This is a genomic window from Pseudomonas sp. B21-010 (assembly GCF_024749325.1).
Lineage (GTDB): Bacteria > Pseudomonadota > Gammaproteobacteria > Pseudomonadales > Pseudomonadaceae > Aquipseudomonas > Aquipseudomonas kilonensis.
Window position 1 is genome coordinate 5304091 of record NZ_CP087198.1, and the last position, 24129, is coordinate 5328219.

General features: G+C 60.9%; 18 protein-coding genes. 10 read left to right on the top strand and 8 right to left on the bottom strand.

The window, feature by feature from the left end; all coding sequences use genetic code 11:
- The first annotated feature begins 19 nt into the window (after positions 1–19).
- The 5 genes from LOY50_RS23565 to glyA all read left to right on the top strand — a co-directional run bounded on the left by LOY50_RS23565 (position 20) and on the right by glyA (position 5452).
- Positions 20–1225: a benzoate/H(+) symporter BenE family transporter gene (locus tag LOY50_RS23565; RefSeq protein ID WP_214512504.1), complete on the top strand. Its 1206-nt coding sequence runs from the start codon at positions 20–22 to the stop codon at positions 1223–1225.
- Positions 1222–2394 carry an FAD-binding oxidoreductase gene (locus tag LOY50_RS23570; RefSeq protein WP_214512503.1) on the top strand — a complete coding sequence of 391 codons (1173 nt, stop codon included), beginning with the start codon at positions 1222–1224 and terminating at the stop codon, positions 2392–2394. The genes LOY50_RS23565 and LOY50_RS23570 overlap by 4 nt, the downstream gene beginning before the upstream one ends.
- Positions 2395–2423: 29 nt before the next feature.
- Positions 2424–2855: a Rid family detoxifying hydrolase gene (locus LOY50_RS23575; RefSeq protein ID WP_003205417.1), complete on the top strand. Its 432-nt coding sequence runs from the start codon at positions 2424–2426 to the stop codon at positions 2853–2855.
- A 93-nt stretch (positions 2856–2948) separates the two neighbouring features.
- The gene (gene thrC / locus LOY50_RS23580; protein ID WP_253478006.1) at positions 2949–4202 is read left to right on the top strand and encodes a threonine synthase; all 1254 of its coding nucleotides are present in this window, start codon (positions 2949–2951) and stop codon (positions 4200–4202) included.
- An 11-nt stretch (positions 4203–4213) separates the two neighbouring features.
- Positions 4214–5452, top strand: a complete 1239-nt coding sequence (gene glyA, locus LOY50_RS23585; protein ID WP_214512501.1) for a serine hydroxymethyltransferase — start codon at positions 4214–4216, stop codon at positions 5450–5452.
- Between the two features lie 324 nt (positions 5453–5776).
- Here the strand turns inward: glyA and LOY50_RS23590 are convergent, their stop codons facing one another.
- Complete coding sequence (locus LOY50_RS23590) at positions 5777–6796, bottom strand: Glu/Leu/Phe/Val dehydrogenase dimerization domain-containing protein (protein WP_003205422.1); 1020 nt, start codon at positions 6794–6796, stop codon at positions 5777–5779.
- Positions 6797–6983: 187 nt separating this feature from the next.
- Between LOY50_RS23590 and LOY50_RS23595 the strand changes: the two genes are divergently transcribed.
- Positions 6984–7787, top strand: a complete 804-nt coding sequence (locus LOY50_RS23595; protein WP_214512500.1) for a SirB1 family protein — start codon at positions 6984–6986, stop codon at positions 7785–7787.
- A 216-nt stretch (positions 7788–8003) separates the two neighbouring features.
- Here LOY50_RS23595 and maiA read toward each other — a convergent pair whose 3' ends face one another.
- Genes maiA through hmgA form a run of 3 tightly spaced genes read right to left on the bottom strand, consistent with a single transcriptional unit; the run spans position 8004 to position 11262 of the window.
- Positions 8004–8639, bottom strand: a complete 636-nt coding sequence (gene maiA / locus LOY50_RS23600; protein WP_258689324.1) for a maleylacetoacetate isomerase — start codon at positions 8637–8639, stop codon at positions 8004–8006.
- 10 nt (positions 8640–8649) lie between these two features.
- Positions 8650–9954, bottom strand: a complete 1305-nt coding sequence (gene fahA / locus LOY50_RS23605) for a fumarylacetoacetase (RefSeq protein WP_253478026.1) — start codon at positions 9952–9954, stop codon at positions 8650–8652.
- Positions 9955–9957: 3 nt separating this feature from the next.
- Positions 9958–11262, bottom strand: coding sequence for a homogentisate 1,2-dioxygenase (gene hmgA / locus LOY50_RS23610; protein WP_253478029.1), 1305 nt, complete (start codon positions 11260–11262; stop codon positions 9958–9960).
- A 151-nt stretch (positions 11263–11413) separates the two neighbouring features.
- On the opposite strand from hmgA, the gene LOY50_RS23615 reads away from it, so the two are divergent.
- Positions 11414–12211, top strand: coding sequence for an IclR family transcriptional regulator (locus LOY50_RS23615; RefSeq protein WP_258689330.1), 798 nt, complete (start codon positions 11414–11416; stop codon positions 12209–12211).
- Between the two features lie 62 nt (positions 12212–12273).
- Here LOY50_RS23615 and LOY50_RS23620 read toward each other — a convergent pair whose 3' ends face one another.
- The 3 genes from LOY50_RS23620 to LOY50_RS23630 form a co-directional block, all read right to left on the bottom strand.
- On the bottom strand, positions 12274–14823 hold the full coding sequence (locus LOY50_RS23620) for a LuxR C-terminal-related transcriptional regulator (protein WP_258689331.1): 2550 nt from the start codon (positions 14821–14823) through the stop codon (positions 12274–12276).
- 292 nt (positions 14824–15115) lie between these two features.
- Positions 15116–16483, bottom strand: a complete 1368-nt coding sequence (locus LOY50_RS23625) for a DUF1329 domain-containing protein (RefSeq protein WP_258689332.1) — start codon at positions 16481–16483, stop codon at positions 15116–15118.
- A 22-nt stretch (positions 16484–16505) separates the two neighbouring features.
- Complete coding sequence (locus LOY50_RS23630; protein ID WP_253478041.1) at positions 16506–18299, bottom strand: DUF1302 domain-containing protein; 1794 nt, start codon at positions 18297–18299, stop codon at positions 16506–16508.
- Between the two features lie 634 nt (positions 18300–18933).
- On the opposite strand from LOY50_RS23630, the gene LOY50_RS23635 reads away from it, so the two are divergent.
- The 3 genes from LOY50_RS23635 (at position 18934) to LOY50_RS23645 (ending at position 22895) form a co-directional block, all read left to right on the top strand.
- Complete coding sequence (locus tag LOY50_RS23635) at positions 18934–21741, top strand: S-type pyocin domain-containing protein (RefSeq protein ID WP_258689334.1); 2808 nt, start codon at positions 18934–18936, stop codon at positions 21739–21741.
- A complete protein-coding gene (locus LOY50_RS23640; protein ID WP_253478047.1) occupies positions 21738–21989 on the top strand; it encodes a bacteriocin immunity protein in 252 nt (83 codons plus the stop codon). The genes LOY50_RS23635 and LOY50_RS23640 overlap by 4 nt, the downstream gene beginning before the upstream one ends.
- A gap of 123 nt (positions 21990–22112) precedes the next feature.
- The gene (locus LOY50_RS23645) at positions 22113–22895 is read left to right on the top strand and encodes an ATP-grasp domain-containing protein (RefSeq protein ID WP_258689335.1); all 783 of its coding nucleotides are present in this window, start codon (positions 22113–22115) and stop codon (positions 22893–22895) included.
- 106 nt (positions 22896–23001) lie between these two features.
- Here the strand turns inward: LOY50_RS23645 and LOY50_RS23650 are convergent, their stop codons facing one another.
- Positions 23002–23913 carry an SDR family oxidoreductase gene (locus LOY50_RS23650; RefSeq protein WP_053125096.1) on the bottom strand — a complete coding sequence of 304 codons (912 nt, stop codon included), beginning with the start codon at positions 23911–23913 and terminating at the stop codon, positions 23002–23004.
- Positions 23914–24129: the final 216 nt, after the last annotated feature.

Here is a 24129-nt window from a genome sequence, read left to right on the forward strand (position 1 = left end):
CGCGCCAAGTCGAGACATCATGGACACATTCAGAAAGGATCTATCCCTGTCGGCGATCATCGCGGGCTTCATCGCCGTGATCATTTCCTACGCTGGCCCGCTCATCATCGTGTTCCAGGCAGCCAAGGAAGCGCACCTGCCCAACGACGTGGTGTCTTCATGGATCTGGGCCATTTCCATTGGCAGCGGGATTACCGGCCTGTTCCTGAGCTGGCGCCTGCGTGTTCCGGTCATCACCGCGTGGTCGACACCGGGTGCAGCGTTACTGGTGTCGATGCTGCCCACCGTGACCCTGCCCCAGGCTATCGGTGCCTATGTGGTGGCGTCGGTGATCATCGCGCTGGTCGGCCTGTCCGGTGCGTTCGACAAATTGATGAGCCGCCTGCCCAAGGCCATTGCCGCCGCCATGCTCGCCGGGATCCTGTTCCGCTTCGGCGCCGAGCTGTTCACCTCGATCAAACTGCAGCCGGCGCTGGTGTTGGCGATGATCGCGGCGTACCTGATCTTCAAGCGCTTTTCGCCACGCTACGCGATCCTGTCGGTGCTGATCGTCGGTTGCGCGGTGGCCGCCTCGTTCGGTGAACTCAACAGCACCTCGATCACCATCGCCGTGGCCCAGCCGGTCTTCATCGCCCCTGAATGGAACTGGCACGCAATCATCAACATCGGCCTGCCACTGGCGCTGGTGACCTTGACCGGCCAATACGTGCCAGGCATGGCGGTGTTGCGCACCTCGGGCTACAACACGCCAGCACGCTCGATCATTTCGGTCACGGCGATTGGCTCGATCCTGATGGCCCCGTTCGGTTCCCACGGTTTGAACCTGGCAGCCATTACCGCAGCGATCTGCACCGGCCGCGAAGCCCACGAAGACCGCGACAAACGCTACATGGCCGGGATCGCCTGCGGGGTGTTCTACATCCTGATGGGCACCTTTGGCGCCACCCTGGCCTCGGTGTTCTCGGCACTGCCGAAAGAATTGATCGCCTCCCTCGCCGGTCTCGCCTTGTTTGGCGCGATCAGTGCCGGACTGACCGGCGCCATGGCTGACGAGAAACAACGCGAAGCGGCACTGATCACCTTCCTGGTGACGGCTTCGGGCATGAGCTTCCTCGGCCTGGCCGCCGCATTCTGGGGCTTGATCTTCGGCCTCGTGGCGCACTTCGTGCTGAGCTACACCCGCGAACGCAAAGCCGCCGTTATCGCCGAGGGCAGCCGACCATGACCGCTCGTTACGACTTCATTGTAGTGGGTGGCGGCATCGCCGGCGTGTCTGCCGCTTATGAATTGGCAGCCCATGGCAGCGTCTGCCTGCTCGAACAGGAACAGCAACTGGCCTATCACACCACGGGGCGTTCAGCCGCGATCTCGATGGAAAGCTACGGCAACCAACAGATCCGCTCACTGACTTGTGCGTCCCGGCGCTTCTTCGAAAACCCACCCGAGGGCCTGGCCGAGCATCCGCTATGGTCGCCCCGGGGCGCGCTGATCGTGGCCCAGGCGGCACGGGTGGACAAACTCAAAGCGCGTTTCAGCGCCGTCCTGGGGCAAGTGCCCACGGCCGAGCTGCTCGACGACAAGCAAGTGCAGGAGCTGGTCCCCTACCTCGCCGAAGGCGCCTGGAGCGCCGGGATCTACGAGCCCAGCGCCTTCGATCTGGATGTGCATGGCATCCACGGCGCCTACCTCGGTGGGCTGCGGGCCCGCGGTGGTGTGATCAAGCGCGAGACCGAAGTGCTGCGTGGCGAATATCGCGACGGGCACTGGCGCTTGCACACCCAGGACGGCCAGCAATTGCAAGCAGCCATCGTGGTCAACGCCGCCGGTGCCTGGGCCGATGAATTCGCCGAGCGCTGCGGCGTGCCCAAGGTCGGTGTCCGACCATTGCGGCGCACCGTGCTGGCGGTCGATCCACAATGCGACGTGCACCACACGCCTTACCTGGGCACGGTCGACGAGGACATTTTCATCAAGCCTGAAGCCGGGCGGCTGATCGTCTCCCCCTGCGATGAAAGCCCTTCATTGCCCTGCGACGCACTGCCGGAAGAACTTGACCTGGCCATCACCATGGATCGCCTGCAAAACACCACGCGCCTGCGCCCGCGCTCGATCATCAACAAATGGGCGGGCCTGCGAACCTTCGTCGCCGACCGCTCGCCGGTACTCGGCCAGGACCCACAGCAAGAGAGTTTTATCTGGCTCGCCGCCCTCGGTGGCTACGGCATCCAGGCCGCGCCCGCCATTGCACGCCTGTGCAGCCATGCGGCGCTGGGCATCGCCATGCCGGACGACCTGGCGGCGCTGCAACTCAACTACCAGCATTTTTCCCCGGCCCGTTGCCGCGACGAGGAATTTTCCAGCCTGGCCGTCAAGCAGGTTGCCGATTTGCACTAACCCCCATCCACTTAACAAGGAACGTCACTATGCAAACCACCGCTCAAATCCAGCCCGCCGCCAAACCTTTCCTGGGCGAAGAGAACGTCATTTTCACCGACAAGGCACCATTGCCGCTGGGTACCTATTCCCAGGGCATCAAGGTCAGCCACGGGCAGACCATCTACCTGTCGGCACAGACCCCGGTCTCGGCGCTGAACAACGAAGTGCTGGCCAAGGATTTCGAAGGCCAACTGCGCCAGACCCTCGACAACCTGGTGCAAATGGCCGAAGCGGCAGGTGGCACCCTGGCGAACGTGGTCAAGGTCACGGCGTTCATCACTGACTTGAGTGAGTTCCCGACCCTCAACCGCGTCATGGAAGAGTACTTCACCAAGCCCTACCCGGCCCGCACCACCGCCGGCGCCAGTGCACTGGCACGCAACACCCTGGTTGCCATCGACGCCATCATGGTGATCTGAAACACCTTCTGTCAGCGGAGTGCCCGTCGGTCTGGTGAGCTGGACCGACGTTGGCAAGGAAAGCACCAGCACAGCGTACTTTCAGAGGGTGACATGAAAAATTCGTACAGAGAGTATGTATTGCAATGCCTGGTTTGCGATCGAAGCTACCAGCCCCATGAGGTCAGCTATTACTGCCCTCATTGCAAAGTCGATGGTGCCCTGGACGCGCTTTACGATTACCCGGCACTCAAGCGCGAATGGTCCCGGGACAGCCTGGCCCATGACCACGCCCGTGGCATGTGGCGCTATGACCGCTTGATGCCGTTGAGCTCGACGCAGTTCATTCCACCGTTACTGGTGGGCAACACGCCGCTGTACTCGCGCCCGGAATTGCTCGGCAAGGGCGCCCGGATCAAAGTCTTCGTAAAAGACGAATCGCGACAACCGACCGGGTCGTTGAAGGATCGCGCCAGCGCCCTGGCGGTGGCCCACGCCATGCAATCGGGTGCACGCACCGTGGCAGTGGCCAGCACCGGCAATGCCGCTTCGGCATTGGCCGGGATGAGCGCCAGCCTGGGCTTGCACAACGTCATTTACCTGCCCAAGAGCGCGCCCCGGGAAAAGCTCGCGCAGATGCAGGGCTACGGCGCCGAGATCGTGCTGGTCGACGGGCAATATGACGAAGCCTTCGAACAATGTCTCAACGCCTGCGAAGAGCACGGCTGGTACAACCGCACCACCGGGATCAACTCGTACATGAGCGAAGGCAAGAAAACCGTCGCCTTCGAGATGTGCGAACAGCTCAACTGGCAAGTGCCGGACCTGGTGTTCGTGCCCGTCGGCAACGGCTGCATCCTGGGCTCGGTCTACAAAGGCTTTTTCGACTTGCTGCAATTGGGCTGGATCGAACGCATCCCACGCCTGATCGGCGTGCAGGCCGAGCACAGCAACTTCATGTACCGCGCCTGGCGCAACGACCGCTCGATGCAAAAAACCGAACGCCGCCCCCCCACCAGCCTGGCCAGCAGCATCAATGTGGCGCTGCCGCGTGATCGCCTCAAGGCCATGCGTGCGGTCACCGCCAGTGCCGGCGAGTTCATTTGTGTCAGCGACCCGAGCATTGTCGCCGCCGCCTCGAGATTGGCCGCCAGCACCGGGGTGTTCCCAGAAGCCGGCGCAGCCAGTGCCTTCGCCGGCCTGCTCAAGTACGCCGAAACACACCCCGACACACCGCAAACCGCCGTGATCCTGATCACCGGCAGCGGTTTGAAAGACACCTCCATTTTTCTATCCGACTCGACCAAAAGCCAGCCACGGGTGTTGCCGCATCACGTGACTGCGCCGCTGGCCGAGGCGCTTATCTAGGGAATCACACCATGAGCCTGCAAAATTTCGACCCCACCATTGCCCGCCTGATCGACCGCGAGCGCAACCGCCAGGAAACCCACCTGGAGCTGATCGCTTCGGAAAACTATGTCAGCGAGGAAGTGCTCCAGGCCCAGGGTTCCGTGCTCACCAACAAATACGCCGAAGGCTATCCGGGCAAGCGTTATTACGGCGGCTGCAAGGTCGTCGATGAAATCGAGAACCTGGCCATCGAACGCGCTCGCAAGTTGTTCAACTGCGAATACGTCAACGTGCAGCCGCACTCCGGCTCCCAGGCCAACCAGGCGGTTTTCCTGGCGGTACTTGAACCCGGCGATACCATCCTGGGCATGTCCCTGGCCCATGGCGGCCACCTGACCCACGGCGCCTCGGTGAATTTTTCCGGCAAGATCTACCGGGCATTTTCCTATGGCCTGGACACGGAAACCGAAACCCTCGACTACGAAGAAATGGAAGCCCTGGCCAGGGAACACCGGCCGAAGATGATCATCGCCGGGGCCTCGGCCTATTCGCGGACCATCGACTTCCAACGCTTTCGCAAAATCTGCGATGAAATCGGTGCCTACCTGATGGTGGACATGGCGCACTACGCCGGGTTGATCGCTGCGGGCGTATATCCGTCGCCGGTTGGCATCGCCGACTTCATCACCTCCACCACCCACAAGACCTTGCGCGGCCCGCGCGGCGGTCTGATCCTGGCCAAGGCACAATATGGCGCCCTGCTCGACAAGACGATTTTCCCGGTGTACCAGGGCGGCCCACTGATGCACGTCATCGCCGCCAAGGCCGTGGCGTTCAACGAAGCCTTGGGCGATGGGTTCAAGCATTACCAGCAGCGGGTGATCGACAACGCCCGCGTCATGGCCGACGTCCTGACCCGACGCGGCTTGCGGGTGGTGTCCGGCGGTACCGATTGCCACATGTTCCTGCTCGATCTGCGCTCGATGAACATCACCGGCAAAGACGCCGAAGCGTTGCTGGAAAGCGCCCATATCACCTTGAACAAAAACGCGATCCCCAACGATCCGCAGAAACCGGCCATCACCAGCGGCATTCGCATCGGCACGCCGGCACTGACCACCCGTGGCTTTGGCGAAGCGGAATGTGCCGAAGTGGCGAACTTGATCGCCGACCTGCTGGAACAGCCGGACAACGCGGCGCGTCTGGAAAACACCCGACGCCGAGTGATGCATTTGTGCGAGTGCTTTCCGGTGTATCTGCTGAGGTAATGGCTGGATAAGGACAGCACGAAGCGCATATAGCGGCGAGCACAAACGGTGGCGAGGGAACTTGCTCCCGCTGGGCTGCGAAGCGGCCCCATTGGATCGCTGCGATCATTCAGGCAGACCGCATCAGCCGGTTTACGACGGCTGCGCCGCCGAGCGGGAGCAAGCTCCCTCGCCACAGGGTGAGTGTTTGCCTGAAATGATCAGTCTGTGAGCACCAGAAAAACCTGTGGGAGCGAGCTTGCTCGCGATAGCGGTGTGACAGTCGATGAAGACATTGAATGTACGGCCGCTATCGCGAGCAAGCTCGCTCCCACAATTGGATTTTCAGCGGTACAACAAACGCTCCGCCAGCTCATCGGCCACCCGGGCCGGTGAGCGCTTCTCCGCCTGAGCGTGAGCGAATACTTCCGTGAGCCGGGCACCGATCTTCGACAGGTGCGCGGTGATCGTCGACAGTTCTTCGCCGCGATGCTTCAGGGCGACGTAGATCAGCCCGCCAGAGTTGATCACATAATCCGGCGCATAGAGAATTCCCCGTCTTTCCAACTGGTCGGCCACTTGCAGGTTGCTCAACTGATTATGGGCTGAGCCGGCAACGGCCGAGCAGCGCAGTTGTGCCACGCTTTGGCTGTTGAGCACCCCACCCAGCCCGCAAGGAGCAAGGATGTCGCAGGGCGTGCTGAGCAACGCGTCGTTGGCGATCGGATGGGCGCCCAGTTGCTCCATCGCCAATTGCACCTTGCCAGGGTCGATGTCGCTGACCAGCAACTCGGCACCGGCCGCATGCAGTTGTTCGGCCAGGGCATAACCGACATTGCCCAGGCCCTGGATGGCCACCCGCAGGCTTTCGAGGTTATCGCTGCCCAGGCGGGCCATGGCGGTGGCACGGATGCCGGCAAAAACCCCCATTGCCGCGTGCGGTGCGGGGTCTCCCGAGGCGGTGGTGCTGGTGACATGACGAGTCTGCTGGGCGATGCAATCCATGTCGGCCACCGACGTGCCGCTGTCGATGGCCGTGATATAGCGACCGTCCAACTGCTCGATACAGCGACCAAAGGCTTCGAACAACGCGGCCCGACTCTCGACATGGGCCGGGCGCATGATCACCGCCACCCCGCCGCCCACGGGCAAGCCAGCCAGCGCCGCCTTGTAGCTCATGCCTTGGGCCAGGCGTACGGCATCGGCCACGGCACTTTCGTCGTCGGGGTAGGCAAGATAACGACAGCCCCCCAGGGCGGGCCCCGGACGACTGCAATGAATGGCAATCACCGCCTTCAACCCGGTTGCCGGGTCTACGCTTAGGTGCAGCGATTCAAGGCGGGAGCTTTGCATGAGAGCAAACATCGAAAGGCTCCCGAATCACTTTGGTTTGTTTCGCCAGTATAGGCGTGCAGTCGAAATTTGCTGGAGCACGCCGGAATAAGTCGCCGGGGTGGTCAGTCTTTTTCGGCATAACCTGTTAACGCCTCTGTCCGAGACTGGACGAAAATCCACGGCAGAGCTAAAACGGGAGCATAGCCCGGAGAGTTTGATGAAACCGCGCCAAGCCTTTTTTGATTGTCTGCACCGCTCGCCACCGGCGCTGTTCGAAGCGGCGCTGTGGATCGCTGCCGAACATGATCGCGAGGTCGACGTACCGGCCTTGCTGAAAGATTTCAAGGAGCTGCAACAGCGGGTCAGCCATGGCCTGCCGATGCTGCCTGTCAGCGAACTGGGCCAGCCCTTGCTGCGACGGCTCAATGACTTGGGCTTCGCCCAGGACGACTTCACGCCTCTGCGACCACGAGCAGCGTTGCTGGACAAGGTCCTGGCACGCAAACGCGGGCAGCCCCTGGCCCTCGGCCTGATTGCCCTGGAACTGGCCCGAGGCCTGGAAATTCCGATGGTCGGTGTCAATTTCCCCGGGCATTTCCTGTTGAAGGTGCCCGGCGCCGATCACCTGCTCGATCCGTGCGGCGGCCGCCGGTTGTACCCCAATGACTGCCGGGAACTGCTACAGCGCCAATACGGCGCGAACATGCCGCTCAAGGCTGAACACCTGGTCAATGCCGAGCCGATGCAGATGCTGCAGCGCCTGTCGCGCAACCTGCGTCAACTGCATCTGGCGAACGACGATTACATCTCGGCCTTGATCGACGCCGAACGGGTACTGGAACTGGGCAACGCCAGCGCCGCCGACTACCTGGCTCGCGCCAGCCTGTATCAGCGACTCGATTGCCCCAACGCCGAACGCTTCGACCTGGAGCATGCCCTGATGCTCAGCGACGATCCGATCCAGCGGATCCGGCTGACGGAGCGGCTGGGGCATTTGCCGCCAAATTCGATTGTGCATTGAGCTGTCGTAGGGCTGCACATCGTTGTCGACGGTGAATCGCCTTCGCGAGCAAGCTCGCTCCCACATTGGATCTGCGCTGAACATCAAAAGTGAATTCAATGCGATCAACTGTGGGAGCGAGCTTGCTCGCGATGGCGCTTGTTCAGTCAGCACCTTCATGGCTGACACACCGCTATCGCGAGCAAGCTCGCTCCCACAGGGACAAGTGACGAGCCCTTATGGAGTATCCGGCTGCTTCGCCGGGTGCGCCTGTTGGAACGCCGCATGCCCGGCCGCCAACGCCGCAACGCGACGGATCCGCGGATACGCCAGCAACGAAACATTAAATCGCTCGGCCGCGTACAACTGCGGGATCAGGTACACATCCGCCAGCCCCGGCGCTGCACCGAAGCAATAGCCGTCGTCGCCAATCAACTGCTCCACCGCCGCCAATCCCTGGCTGATCCAGTGCCCGATCCACTCCGCCACCTGCGTTTCATCGTGGCCCCACTGCCGCAATTTGTTGAGCACGCTGACGTTATGCAGGGGATGAATATCACAACCGATCAGCGCGGCGACGCCACGCTCATGGGCGCGTACCGCCAGGTCGGCGCTGAGCAGCCGCACCTGTGGATAACGTTCTTCCAGGTATTCGATGATGGCGGGCGATTGCACCAGCAGCGCGCCCTCATCGGTACGCAACGTCGGTACCCGACCCTGGGGGTTGATCGCCAGGTAGGCCGGCTGGCGATGCTCGCCCCCGGGCGCAGCGATCAGGTTGACGGGCAAGGCCTGGTAATCCAGCCCCTTGAGCGCCAACGCAATGCGCACCCGATAGGACGAGGTGGAGCGGTAATAGGTATAAAGTTCCATGCCCTGCCCCTCAACGCGCCGGCAGGATCTTGCCCCGGCACTCGCCGAAGCCGATGGACGCGAAACCTTCGCGGCGGCAACGGGCCCGCAAGATGATTTCGTCACCGTCCTCGAGGAATCGGCGCACTTCGCCAGACGCCAGTTCGATCGGTTTTTTACCGCCTTCGGTGATTTCCAGCAGACTGCCGAATTGATGGCTTTCAGGGCCCGACAGAGTGCCCGAGCCAAACAGGTCGCCGGCCTGCAACTGGCAACCGTTGACGCTGTGGTGCGCAACCATTTGCGCCACGGTCCAGTACATGTACTGGGTGTTGCTCAGGGTCAGGCGCTGGGCCGGCAGGTTTTGCTCGCCCATGGCCTCGGTCAGCAACAGGACTTCCAGTTCGATGTCGAACGCACCGCCGGCCTGGTCACGCTTGTCCAGCAGATACGGCAGCGGTTGCGGATCGCCTTGCGGACGTGCCGGTTGCGGGCGACGGAACGGTTCCAGGGCTTCGGCCGTCACCACCCACGGCGAAATACTGGTCAGGAAACTCTTCGACAGAAATGGTCCCAAGGGCTGGTATTCCCACGCCTGGATATCCCGGGCCGACCAGTCGTTAAGCAGGCAGAACCCGCCAATGTGCTCGGCGGCATCGCCGATGGGGATCGGGTCGCCCAGAGCATTGCCCTTGCCGATCCAGATGCCCAGCTCCAGCTCATAGTCCAGCCGCGCACACGGGCCGAAGGTCGGCTCGGTCTGGCCGGCCGGCAGGGTCTGGCCCTTGGGGCGGCGCACGTCGGTGCCGGACGGGCGAATGGTCGAGGCGCGACCGTGGTAACCGATGGGGACGTATTTGTAGTTGGGCAGCAACGGATTGTCGGGGCGGAACAGCTTGCCCACATTCTGCGCATGCTCGATACCGACGTAGAAGTCGGTGTAGTCGTTGATCCTGGCCGGCAGGTGCATCTGGCAGTCGGCAGCGAGGATCAACAGCTTCGCGCCCTGGGCTTCGACCTTGCCCCGCAGGGGGCTGTCCTCGCGCAGCAGTTCCAGCAGTCGTTCACGCAGGGCAACCCGGGCGTCTCGGCCCAGGTCGAAAAATGCATTCAACTGGCCGTCGGCCATGGCTTCGACAGCCTGGCGTGCCGCGCCGTCAAACAAGCCCGCGTGCAGCGCCGCCTGCAGATCGAAAATCCGCTCGCCAATCGCCACGCCACTGCGCAGGGCACCGCCATCGACACTGAAGATACCCAAAGGCAGGTTCTGCAACGGGAAGTCCGTATGGCCGTTGGCGCAGGCGACCCAGCTACGGGCAGGGGAAAGTTGAGTCATGGGTTATCTCCGGGTCGGGTCGAACGTGACAGGCAGCGAGGCCCAACATGCATCGTAGTCGGTTTGCAGTTGCGGGCAGTCCAGGGCGAAACGGCTTGGACGCAGCACCTGGCTGGTCTCGAACATGAACGCCATGGTGTTGTCGATTTTCGCCGGCTGCAGTTCAGCGTTGATCGCCTTGGTACAAGTCTCGCCGTCCGGGCCATGGGCACTCATGCAGCTGTGCAAGGACGCGCCGCCCGGCAGGAAACCTTCGGCCTTGGCATCGTAGGCACCCTGGATCAGGCCCATGAATTCGTTCATCAGGTTGCGGTGGAACCACGGTGGACGGAAGGTGTTCTCTGCCACCATCCAGCGTGGCGGGAAAATCACGAAATCGAGGTTGGCCAGGCCGTGGACGCTGGTGGGCGAGGTCAACACGGTGAAAATCGACGGGTCCGGGTGATCGAAGCTGACCGTGCCAATGGTGTTGAAGCGGCGCAGATCATATTTATACGGCACGTTGTTGCCGTGCCAGGCCACCACATCGAGGGGCGAATGATCCAGCTCGCAACCCCACAACTCGCCGAGAAATTTCTGCACCAGCGGGGTCGGTTGCGCGAGGTTCTCGTAATGGGCGACCGGCGTCAGGAAGTCGCGCGGGTTCGCCAGGCCATTGCTGCCGATGGGCCCGAGATCCGGCAGGCGCAGCGGCGCGCCATGGTTTTCGGCGAGGTAACCACGGGCCTGCGGGTCGAGCAGTTCAATGCGAAATTTCAGGCCCCGGGGCAGCACGACGATTTCCAGCGGTGCCAGTTCCAGCACGCCCAACTCCGTGATGATCCGCAGCCGTCCCAGTTGCGGCACGATCAGCCATTCACCGTCGGCATTGAAAAACACCCGCTCCATGGAGCGGTTGGTCCGATACTGATAAAGGCTGATGCCGGCCGGTTTGTCCGCACCGGCATTGGCCGCCATGCACACCAGCCCGTCGATGAAATCGGTGGGCTCGGCGGGGATCTCCAGCGGGTTCCAACGCAGGCGATTGGGCGTGACGTCGCCCAATGGGCCCCCCGCCAGTTGCCGTTCGAGCTTGGTGAAGGCCGGGTGATTGGCCGACGGCCGGATGCGATACATCCAGGTGCGCCGCGCTTCGCTGCGGGCCATGGTGAACGCCGTGCCGGAGAACAACTCGGCATAGAGACCGTACGGGGCTTTCTGCGGCGAGTTCTGGCCGACGGGCAGTGCGCCGGGTAAGGCTTCGCTGGCAAATTCGTTGCCCAAGCCTGATTGGTAAGCCAGGTCCGACGCTGGGGAATCGAGGTTCATGGAGCCTCCAGGAATGCGGCCCGTCACTCAACGGAGTGGTTGAGGCGCACCGGGTTATTTTTATCGTAATTCGATTACGCATAACGTAATTTGCTCGACAGCGACCGTCAAGCTATAAAGACGCCCATTCGCCTCTGGACCCAGCGCCTCCATGGAAACCCCGCTCAGCAACGGTAAACAGAAAGTCCGCTCGGCCGAAGTTGGCACCGACATACTCAAGGCCCTGGCCGAACTGTCGCCCTCCACGTCGCTGTCGCGGCTGGCCGAACACGTGCAAATGCCGGCGAGCAAGGTTCATCGGTATCTGCAGGCCTTGATCGCCAGCGGGTTTGCCGAGCAGAACGCCGCCACCAACCACTACGGCCTGGGCCGCGAGGCCCTGCGCGTAGGCCTGGCAGCGCTCAACGGCATGGACGTGCTGCAAGTGGCCGCCCTGCCCCTGGCCGAATTGCGCGACGACTTGAACGAAACCTGCTTCCTGGCGGTGTGGGGCAACCATGGCGCGACCGTGGTGCGCATCGAACCCGCCGTGCGGCCCGTGACCGTGGTGACGCAACTGGGCTCGGTATTGCCACTGCTCAGTTCGTCCACGGGGCTGGTATTCAGCGCTTATCTGCCGGAGCGCGAGACCATCGGCTTGCGCGAGCAGGAAGTACAAGGCACCGAGCACCACGCCCTCGCCGATGACCGCGCTTATGCCGTGTTGTGCGAGCAGATTCGCAGTCGCGGCCTGCACCATGTACATGGTTTGCTGATGCCGGGCGTGGATGCCTTGTCCGCTCCGGTATTCAATGCCGTCGGTGAGGTGAAAGCGGTGATGACCATCGTTGGTCCGACCTCGCTGTTCCACGCCGACGAAAACGGCCCGGCGGCGCAACGCCTGTTGACGGCGACCCGGGCCGTGAGTTGGCGGATGGGGTATGAAGCGGGTCCGGGATCAGCCCAGTAAATCCGGGACAATCCTGATCACTAAATCATTGAGATGAGGGTGATCAGTTGCCGATGGGGACATTAGCCCATCACCCCCATGACCTTGGCTTTTGCCACCGCCTGCGTACGCCGCTGCACCCCCAACTTGCTGTGGATTCGCCGCGCATGGGTTTTCACCGTGTGCAACGAAATGAACAGTCGTTCGGCAATCTGTTGGTTTGAATGACCTTGCGCAATCAGCTCCAGGACCTCCAGTTCGCGATGACTGAGCAAGGTGTCCTCGGCGCAGGCAGGCGGCTCGACCTGCTCTGCCGATTGCGCCCAACGCACCAACTCGGGCTGGCGCAAGCGCAGCTCGCACAAGGCTTGCTGGGCCCGCCAGCAAGTGACTCGCTTGAGCCCTTCTTGCAGGAGTGTCCGGGCCTGGGAACGATCGCCGGACAACCAGACAACCTCCGTCAACACCAGGTGCAGTTCGGTTTCCAGGCTGTGCATTTCACTCTGCTGCGCCCGGGTGATCATGGCTTGCAGGCACGCCTGCGGCTCCTGTGCCCGTTGCAGGTAGACCTCAGCCAGCACCAGCAGGTATTCAAGTCGCGCAATCAATTCCAGCGTCGCGGGAGGCGCGTGCTTGGCCTGCGGCCCGCGAAAATGGCGCAAGACACGGGTCAAGGCTTCATGGGCCAGTTCCGCCCGCCCCTGTTGCAACCAGAACTGACAGCTGGTTTGCAGCAACACGCCACGGTAAACGGTGTCGGGGATGTGCCGCTGCTGCATGATCCGTTCGGCATCGCGCAGTTGCATGAAGGCCTCGCCATAGTCGCCCTGGTTGGCAGCCAGGCTGGCCTTGCCGAGAAATCCGTAGAGCACCTGTTTGTCCAGGCTGTGCAGGCCCGTTTCCAGACCCGCTTGAAACTGCTCGGCGGCGCGCTCTTCAAACCCCATGCGCAATGCCAGGCGCCCGCGCCGCAGGGCAATACGCCCCAACAACGGGGAAAAGTCCTGGCCTGGTTTATCCAGCAGCGCCTGGACGGCGGCCAGCAGATGATCGGCCCGGTGAGGCGCGCCACGTTGCTCCAGGACTTGGGCGTGGTCCAGTTCCAGCAATCCTTCGAATACCAGCGAACCCTGCGCACGCGCCAGGCACAGTGCCTGGCGGTTGATCCGATGCGCAGAAGCCAGTTCGCCTTCAAGCAGCGCCTGCTGCGTCAGCCCACCCAGGCACAGCACCCGTTGGGCCCAGGCCTCAGGGTCCAGGCTGGCCTGGGCCTGGAGGAAGTGCTCGCGCGCCTGTTCGCCATCGCCCGAGAGGTGCAGCAACCAGCCTTGCAAGACCTGCCACCTGGCCAGCACCTGTCGCTGCCGGCAGGCCGAAGGCTGCGGCATGAACCTGGCCAACTGCTCAATGCATGTCGACGCCTGGTCGAAGCGTCCGGCGAACAACAGCGCAGCGGTGACCAACCCCACCGATTGCGGCGTACAGAGGGTCAGCGCTTCGCCTTGTTGATCATGCAGGCCCAGCAACAGCACCACGTTGCGACGCTGCAAGACGTGCTCGAAGCTCAAATGCTGCAGGAAACTCACGGCAGTCTCGAACTCCTCGGCCAACATGGCTTGCTCGAACGCCATTTGCCAGTCCTGCTCGGCAGCAAACCACTGGCAGGCCCGTCGATGCCAGGAACGCCCCTGCGGCCAGGGCTCTTCACGTACCAGCCGGGCCAGGGCCGGAAAAATCTGCAACCAGTCCGACGTCTGCTCCCATGGCTCGATGAAACATCCCAGGTCCAGCAGCAAGGGCAGGCATTGCACGCCCACGGTGTCGCCGAACAGGTGCTCGCATAGCCGGGCATTGAAGCGCGGCAGGTGCGCCAGCACACGCCAGGCCTGCGCCAGGTCTGTAGTCAGCGTGCTGAACAGTTCGTACTCCAGGTAGTCGACCAAGGTCCCCGCCCGTCCCGGCGTTGCATGACTGCGCGCCCATTCGCAACGCTCCAGCAGCGTGATGCGCACCCCGGCACACCAGCCGCCACTGCGCTGGATCACCTCGTGGGCAGTGCGGGCAGCCTGGGGACCGGGCAGGTGACGCAGCAATGGCAGGACATCGTCAGGGGTGAAGAACAACGCCTGCGCATCGAACTCGTGCAGCTCGTCATCGAGCAACAGCCGCGGCCAGTTGCAGTGGGGACGGCGGCGGCTATTCAGCCACAGGTGCAACGCTGGACTACTGGTGTTCAACAGACGGTCGAGCAACTGGTCCAGTTCGGGATTCGGCACCCGGCAGTAGTCATCCAGGAACAACCACGTGGGTGTCTGCAAACGCGCCAGGTGGGCCAGCAGTCCCGCTTCATCAAGCATCGGCAACCCGAGGGCCTGGGCCAGGCGCTCGCACATTTGCACCGCGCTCAACGCCGCGCCTCCCAATGGCAACCAATGCAGCCGACACCCGGCGGGAGCCTGCAGGAAGCACTCGGCGAACAACGCACTCTTGCCACTGCCCGCTGGGGCGCAAAGCAGTTTTACCCGCGCTTCGGACGTCAGCAAAGGCTCACTCAGGGACCGCCGCGGCACGTGCGTCGAGGACAGGCGAGGCAACAATCCTGGACGGTCCGGACACGGGGTCATGGCGGTCATGTGGGCAGATCCTGTTTATTGTTATCTCACCACCCTAGTCCTGTGTCGCCGAGCTTTGGAGAAGTATTCAGCGCGCTGATTGGCGCCCATAAAAAAACGACCGGCAGGGGCGCTGCCGGTCGATCACGATGATCAAGTCAGGCACAACCTTGTGGGGAAAGGATTCACTGTGGGAGCAAGGCTTGCCCGCGATGAACGATAACGCGGTTCAGCTTTCAGACCGCGGTGCGGCCATCGCGGGCAAGCCTTGCTCCCACAGAGAAATCCCTTCGCCACAGTTACCTTTCAGGCCTTACCGAACCCCGGTCGACCGTAGCGCTGCCGGTGTGTAGTCGGCGGCCCGGGCTTCGAAGCCGTACTCGTAGCTGTGTTTCTCTTCGTTCTTCATGCCCAGCGCGATGTAGCGGCCGGCAATGATGTCGTAGAGCGCCTCGAGGGTGTAGCCCGGGTTCTGATGGTCGTAGTAGAACTGGGCATGACCTTCGGCCACCCGCCACAGCTGGCCGCGACCGTCGTAGTGATCCACCAGCGCCGCCTGCCAACTGTCCTCGTCGAAGTACATGTGGCGCTTGGCATAGATGTGCCGCTCGCTCGGCTTGACCGTGCCAACCACTTCCCAGACCCGGTGCAATTCATAGCGAGTCAGGTCCTGGTTGATATGGCCGGCCTTGATCACATCGTCGTACTTGAGGCTTGGCGAATCGAGCTTGTAGCTGTTGTACGGGATGTACATTTCCTTTTTGCCGACCAGTTTCCAGTCGTAGCGGTCCGGCGCACCGGAAAACAGGTCGAAGTTGTCGGAGGTGCGCAACCCGTCGGCGGCGGTGCCCGGGCCGTCGTAAGCCACTTGCGGGGCACGACGCACCCGGCGCTGGCCGGCGTTGTAGATCCAGGCCAGGCGCGGTTCCTTCACTTGGTCGAGAGTCTCATGCACCAACAGCACGTTGCCGGCCAGGCGCGCCGGCGCAGTCACCTCCTGCTTGAAATAGGTCAATACGTTGCCGGCCTTCTCCGGGTCGGCATCCTTGATCAGGAACGGCACGGCAATTTCTTCTTCAAAGCGGATCGGCGTGAAGCTGCCATTGGTCTGCGGCGTAGCCTGGGTGATGATGCGCCGCAGGTTGCCGCCGTGATAACGGGTGACGTGGTTCCACAGCACTTCCACGCCGCTCTTGGGAATCGGGAAGGCGTAGTAGCGGTTGCCGGTGAAATTGGCCAGGCCATTGCCGTCGTTGATGGCGTTCACGTTGAGGGCGCTGCGCTTGGCCGACTCGTAGATTTCCGGCGGCAGGCCCACGCTGCGGTGGGTCGGATAGACCGGGATCTTGTAGGTTTGCGGGTAGCGCTTGAACATCGCGACCTGGCCTTCGGACAGCTTGCCCTTGTATTTGTCCACGGTCTCGGCGGTGATGGTGAACAGCGGTTTTTCATTGGCGAACGGGTCGGCCAAAAAGCCCTTGCTGTCCACCGCACCGGCGTTTTTCGGGATGCCGCCGGTCCAGGCCGGAATCGAGCCATCGGCATTGCCGGCTTTTTCCGCGCCCAACGGCGTAAGGCTGGTACCCAGTTTATTCGCTTCATCCGGCGAGACCGCCGCCATCACGTTCGCGGCCAGCAGGCTCAGGGCCAGGGCACCGCATTGCAGGATCATCTTGCGCATTGGGTTTTCCTTGTCAGCCAGATCAGAAGTTCACGCCGAAGCTCAACGCGAGGAAGTCGCGGTCTTCGAGAACGTTGTAATCGCCGCCAAAAAAGTCGGTGTAGCTCAGGCTGGCGGTGTAGGTGTTGCGGTAGTCGGCATCGACACCGACGCTGATAGCCTTGGCGCCTTCGTTGAACAAGCCGTTGGGACCGTAGCCGGCCACATCGTGAGACCAGGAAACGTTGGGCTTGAAGTTCACACCACCGATCACGTTGGCGTAGTCGAGAATCGCCCGGGCGCGATAGCCCCAGGAAGTCGAGGTAACGAAGCCATCGGTGTCGCCATTGAACCCGTACTGGCCGTAGACCGAATCGCGGCCGTAACGCAGCTTGTCCTTGGACTCCAGCCCGCCGACGTGCACCACCGCCGCCTCGCCCACCAGCGTCAGGCGTTCGGCGCCCAGTACCTGATCGACAAAATGCGTCAGGGTGCTCTGGACCTGGGTGACTTCCTTGCGCCGGTAGCCGGTGTTATCCGCCCCGGCCGAGGTGGCGATGGGTGAAGCCGCACCACCGGCAATCGGGTTGAGCAGGGCCAGGGTCAGGTCGTTGGTATTGACCTGCACCGGTGCGTTGGGGCGGTAGCTGATTTCCCCGGTCCATGCGGTGCCGGTGGGCAGCGTGGTGGAGAAACTGGCACCGTACAGGCGAATATCTTCCGGGTATTCAAGGTAATACTGGCCGCGTCCCAGCATGACGCTTCGCGCCAGGCCCGCACCGCTGCCGGGGGCCAGGCCGTTGGCAATCGTGACCATTCCCGGCAATGCCGCCAGCGTCGAGAGCCCCGCCGTGGTGGTCCCGACGGTAGGCGTACGGCTGTGGTAATTCATGAAGTACAGGCCGTACTCGGTGTCATCGCCGAGCCAGCGCAACGCCGTGCCCCACTGACCGGAATCCCGCGCATCGCGGTCACCGCCACGGGGAATAACCACCCCTTCGCTGGACACCTCAATGCCTTGGCCAAAGGCCTGAGTCAATGGCACGAACGGCGCAATCGCCGGGCTGCCCACGGTGTAGCCACTGGTGCAACCATCGGCCACCACATCGTTGCCGAAGAAGGTGCCGCAGTTATCCACCACGGTCTGGTCCCACTCCAACTGGTAGAAACCTTCGACGGTGAGCTTGTCGGTCAGGCCCTGGGACGCGAACAGCATGTTCACCGGGATCAGGCCTTCCTTGATCTCCGCACCGGGGCGACGGAACGCGGACACGTCCACCGGGTTGATGCTGTTGATCGAGTTGCCGATGAAGGTACTTTCCCCCCAACTGACCACCTGCTTGCCGGCGCGCACGGTGCCCGGCAAATCGGCAATGGAATAGTTGTGATAGACGAAGGCATCGAGAATCTGCGCCCCCGAGGACTTGGCGCCTTCCTTGCGATTGCTGTCGCTGATGTCCTTGAACTCGCGGCCTTCATCCTTGAGCTCGAAGTCATACCAGTACTTGCCGCGCACGAACACGCCGGTATCGCCGTACTTGAGTTCGAGGTCGTGCAGGCCTTTGAAGATTTTGGAAAAGGTCTCGCCCTTCTTGAAATTCAGCCGTCCATCATCACCGGTGGAGGATTGGCCCCGACCGCCGTTGACCGTGCCAACCAGGTCCTTGTCGGCATCGCGCATGCCCCAGCTTGCGCCCACGGACAACGACGAATCGAACTGACCCTCGATCTCGCCAATGTTGAATGAAACGGCCTGCGCCTGGGCACAGCAACCCAAGGCCACCGCGACGGCCAGCGCCTGCGGCTTGAAGATGGCGCGCATTGTTATTGTTGTCATGCGTCTTCCCCGGTGAGTGACAGAGGCTTCACCCTACTGCCGCACGCCAAGGGCGATAAGCGCACCAAGGAGGTATTCGCGCTGTACCTAAAAAGGATTACAGCCCATGCGGCGCGGGCCTTTGCGCCGTGCATGGATGGACTGGATGATGGGTCATCAGCGCCGCGCATACTCATGCCCGGCCTTCGACTGTTACGCGCCCTGCAACGGTGCATGTCCGGATCCGGGCTGTTTCCCGCAAGGCACGATGCCTATGCTGGCCGGGCTTTCAGGGCAACGGGCCTGCAAGCACAAGCCTCACGGCATCCCTCATGCCTGCCTGGCACACCGTCTTCGGATGGATTGGCGTATCGATCCATCATCCCGTGTTTACCGACGTTGGTTTGTAGCTCCTTTGCAACGTCACGCTTAGGCCGCTGCTTTTTGCAGCGGCCTTTTTTATGTGCGGCTATTTCCGAGTTAAAACTTCTTGTTTCCTACGTTGTTGTCGGAAGGGCTCACCTGCCTGCATTGAGAGTTCGAACTTATAGTTTCCTTGGTCGCCCGGGATGGGTGATTACGCAAATAGCCGTGAACGACCGCATGTGTTGAATGACGGCGTGGCTATTCAGATTCGATTCGAAAGGAACTCGATATGCAGCAAGAAAAAAATATCCTTGTGAATAGAGGTATACCTCGCACGCCACCTTCTTCTTCACCATCTCCCAACCATGGACATGGCGGCACGCCGGATCGTTCGGCAGGCAGGGCTCATATAGGCACCGATGGTGACAGTTCAGCTTCGCCGAGCTTTTCTGACTATAGCCATGCAGGTTTTGAACCTGCGATCGGTATGGTTTTGCATACGTTGAAGAGCACGACCAAAACTGCAGAAAGCACGTACCAAACCCAGCTCAGCAAGCTGCCGCAAACCATTGAGAACGATCTGGCAGCGATTAGGCTTGAGGGATCGACACGCTCTCTTCCCCCCGCAGCGGCAATCGCTCGCGAATTGAGCGTTCGCAATACACTGTTGGCGCGAAAAACCGCCCAATTCCATCAAAAAACAGCGCTTGCCAATAGTTTCTACGGCGTCGATCCAATCGGTAAGCCATTACAGGCGTTCTATCCGAAAGCCCTGACCCTAGAGAGGCTAGTCCCCCCGAACGGTATTGCGATAAAAGCCTGGGCCACATCGCTCAAGGCAGCGTACGAGGCAAGGCTGCTGTCCCAAGCCATCAATATGCTGAATCAGCAGCAAGTCGAAGTACTTAAATGGCTGGCTGCGGTACAGGCTCAGGAGCAGGTGCAAAAAGAAGTACAGCGTTTGGCCGCTGAAAAAGCACAAAAGGTGGCTCAAGCTCTACGTGAAGCGGAAGAACGGGCAAAGATTGCAGCTGTCGCGGCGACAAAAGCCCGACAACTGGCAGAAGCGGAAAAGGTCGCGGCCAAACAAGCCCACGATGCCGCCATGGCCTTATGGGAGGCCGAAAGATGGGCCGCTGCTGAAGAACTGGAGGCGGAGGAAGCGAGGCGTCAGGCAGAAGTTCAAAAGGCACGTCAACCAGCCCGGGCTACCCGTACATTTCCTGTATCGGGCTCCGCCGCAGCCGCTGGCCCAGTATTTACAATCGCAGGTGGGACCTTCGCCCCCAACCGGGTGACCGCCTCGAGCATCACGGATGAGTTGCGCACCGCGGTGTCGGCGATCCTAAAAACAGTTACCGCAAAGGCATTACCCGCTGTTGCATGGTTTGCGTCACTGATTGACCCGTCGGAGCTGGGCAACGAAGAACGCTACGCCCTGAGTGTTCCCCTATCAGAACTAGCTCCAGCCAACACCGATGATTTGCTGGCAATCGCAGCATCGAAAGGAGAAATCAATCTCCCGATTGTGCTGGGTTCCATGACCACCGACGACGAAATGATGTTCGTCGTCGCGAGTGCCGACGGAACATCGGTGCCCTCCAGCGTGCCGGTCAGGCTTGCAACACTCGACCCTCACAGCAACGTCTACAAATCCTACAGTCCAGATGGCTCATCCACCTTGATGACCTGGACGCCTATCGTAAAAGAAACGGATGCATCCACGACACTGCCATCGATCGTGCCGAAGATCGACCTCTATGAAGGCGGAACCCCCTGGGCCATAACCAGAGGGGTCGATAAGGATCCGGAGCTGGAGGATTACGATTTTGGTAATGGGTTCGTCACGGTGTTCCCGGTTGAGTCGGGTATTCCGCCCATCTATACCGTCTTTAACAATTCTTCTGAATGGGCTTCCGCGGAAGAGGCACGCAAGGCAGCCGAAGCCCAGATCCTACGCGTAGCCCAGGCACAAGCACTGGAACAAGTCCTGGCGGGGCGCGCCTATCCGATACCGGGCGCGGCAGCCGCAGCCGGTCCGGTGCTCACGCTTGTCGGCAGTAGCCTGGCCATAAGTTCTGAAGTGACCTTGGCAATCCAGGCTGCGCTACGAGCCGCAGTCGCCATGGCTATCGAGTCGCTCACCGCAGTGGCTGTGCCGACCTTGGCGGGTTTTGCGGCGCTGCTCTATTCACCCAAGCTGGCGAACGGTGAATTACCCGAGCGATATGCGTTCAGCACGCCACTCTCAGAACTCGCACCGATCCAACACCACGACTTTCATGCAATCGCAGCGGCCGACGGATTCGTTGACTTACCGGTACGCCTCACTTCTCAAGCGACCGTGGATGGCCAATCCGAAATCCTCGTGATCAACATCGACGGCGTAACCCATCCGTCGAAAGTCAGAGTGGTTCCGGTTACCTATGACGCACAACAAAACCTCTACATCGCTACAACTGAACAAACCCCACCCAGAACCTTGACGTGGACGCCGGTCGTTCAACCCGGCAGCAGCTCCACGGCCCTTCCCGCCGAACCACCCGCCCCGCCTGTTTATACAGGCGCATCGGTAAAGCCCATAGAGGGAAGGATCGATCCGTTCCCCGAAATAACCGCAGACAGCTTCGATGATTATGTTTTCGTTTTCCCAATCGACTCGGGCCTGCCGCCTCTGTACGTCATGTTCAGGGATCGAAGGGAAGACCCTGGGGTTGCGCTGGGAATGGGGGCTCCGGTTTCAGGCGTGTGGACGGATGCAGCATCGAAAGGTGAAGGGGCAGCCATTCCGTCGCAGATTGCGGATCAGTTGAGGGGGAGAGAGTTTAGGAATTTCAGGAAGTTTCGGGAGGCTTTTTGGAAGGCCGTTGCCGGAGATCCTATACTTTCTCAACAGTTTAATTTACGCAATCGGGTTCGTATGGAGAACGGACGCTCCGCCTACGTCAGGAAAGCTGAAAAAATTGGCGCCCGAATAAAGTATGAACTTCACCATAAACATTTCGTATCCTTAAATGGCCAAGTTTACGATATCGACAACATCACTCTCACCACCCCTAAAAGACACATTGAAATTCATAGAGAGCGCAAGCAATGAAAAAAATAACAACAGATATAACGGAGAAAGAATTTCTTGCCTTTGTTATAGAAATTTCAGAGGGGAATTACCCTTCAGAAGAAGCGGATATCGATGCAGTACTAGAGTTCGAGAGAATCTCAGAGCATCCCGCCGGGTCAGATTTACTATTCTATCCAGAGCCTGGCAAGGAAAGCTCTGAGGCGATAGTCGACGAGATAAAAAACTGGCGTGCAGCCAACGGTAAACCAGGCTTCAAGCAACCCTGACGCTCCAGATATTTGAACGCCCTTGCTGCTGAATAATCGGCAGCAGGGGTCTATCGACTCCGGCGTCATGATGTACCGAACCCAGCAGCATTTTGACCCTCCACTTCTCATCGGTAAGAAGCAATGCACCTCCTCTATCCTAGCGACCCATTTGATAAAAAACGTCCTGACGAGCAGTACGCTGAAGAGTACGAAGCGGTAATGACTGCGGGACTGAGGACTGTGCTGTTCTCTTTTGAAGATTTCGAAGCGGGCCTTTTCAAGACTTCTGCGTCCCTCACGCCCGGAGACTCGATTTTGTACCGCGGGTGGATGCTGACACCCGACGCTTATGCTGCTTTGGTTAACCAACTGCGTGAAAAAGGCGTCATTGAAGTCACCAACGCCCCGCAATATCGACACTGTCATCACCTGCCACAGTGGTATCCGTTGTTGACTGCCTATACGAGCGAAACGGTGGTGCTGGACAGCGATGCAAACTTCGTTCAAGCGCTCGAAGGTCTGCAATGGCCAGGCTACTTCATCAAGGACTACGTAAAGTCACTTAACACCGGTGGTGGCAGCCTAGTGGACACTCCCGAAGGCATAGCTCCGCTTGTTGAAGAGATGCGCCAATACCGGGGGCAGATTGAAGGCGGTATATGCGTCAGGCGACGAGAGGATTACATTGAAGAAACCGAGCGTCGCTATTTTGTATTCCATGGGCAGACCTATGGCGTCACCGATGAGATTCCTGAGTTGGTGACCGAGTGCGCACGGCTGATTGACAGTCCTTTTTTCTCGGTCGACGTAGTACTCAGGTCAGACGGTGTGCTGCGGGTGGTCGAGCTCGGTGACGGGCAGGTATCAGACCGCAAGGAATGGCCCGCTGAGCGCTTTGCCTGGATGTTGAGCCGTGCGGGATAGGTCTGTGCCCTATCGAGACCGCCGCGAACCTGGCGGCCCTGGTGAAAAAATATTTTCCATGAGCACGGTTACCGCGACTGACGGCAACCGGCCCGGGCAATGAGGCTTAGATGGCGTGGCGTTGCAGGTTCGCCATCATTTCTTTCAAGGCTTCCAGGTTGTCGTTCGGGTGCACCGCATGCTCGAAGTCGCAGATCTGCTGCCAATGGGCGGCGACGTCTTCGGGCGAAAAACCTTTGCGCGGATCGAAGCCCGCCCCCAGGCTGCGTTCCCAGCGCACCTTGCCCATCCAGCCGCCGCCCACTTCGAACAGGCCGGAGGTTTCCTGGCAGGTCTCACTGGCCAGGTACACCACCAGCGGGCTGACGAGTTCGGGCTTGAGTTGTTCGAATACCTGCGGCGGGATCAGGCCTTCGGTCATGCGCGTGCCGCCGGTGGGGGCGATGGCATTGACCAGGATGTTGTTCTTGCGGCCTTCGATGGCCAGGGTCCGAGTCAAACCATAGAGGCCGAGCTTGGCCATGCCGTAGTTGGATTGGCCGAAGTTGCCGTAGATGCCCGAGGTAGACGCCGTGAAGATCACCCGCCCGTAGTTTTGCTCACGCAAGTGCGGCCACGCGGCCCGGGTCACCTTGTAGGCGCCCTCGACGTGGACGCGGTAGACCAGGTCCCAGTCGGCGTCGTCCATTTTGTGGAACGTCTTGTCCCGCAGGATCCCTGCGTTGTTGACCACCACATCGACGCGACCGAACGCGTCGAGGGCGTTTTGTACCAGCTTGTCGCCATCGGTCACCGAGTCGTGGTTGGCCTCGGCGATACCGCCCGCCTCGCGGATTTCGGCGACCACCCGGTCTGCTGCCGAGGCGTTGGCCCCTTCCCCTTGAGCCGAGCCGCCAAGGTCGTTGACCAGCACTTTCGCGCCTTGCCTGGCGAACAGCAGCGCATGGGCGCGTCCCAGGCCACCGCCGGCTCCCGTGACGATCACGACTTTATCTTCGAAGCGCACAGACTCACTCATGACAGAACTCCAGCAGGCGGACAGGACAATGGGCACGAGTGTCCGGCACAAGTCGGCCGGTCACAATCAACACGGTTGCCAGTGAATGGTGGGCGATAAGGTGAGGGGATGATGCAGGCCCAGGCCACGGCGGCACATTCAATTTCCGGCGCTGCCATCGCGAGCAAGCTCGCTCCCACAAGGGATTTTGTTACCCACAAATTCCGTATTCACAAT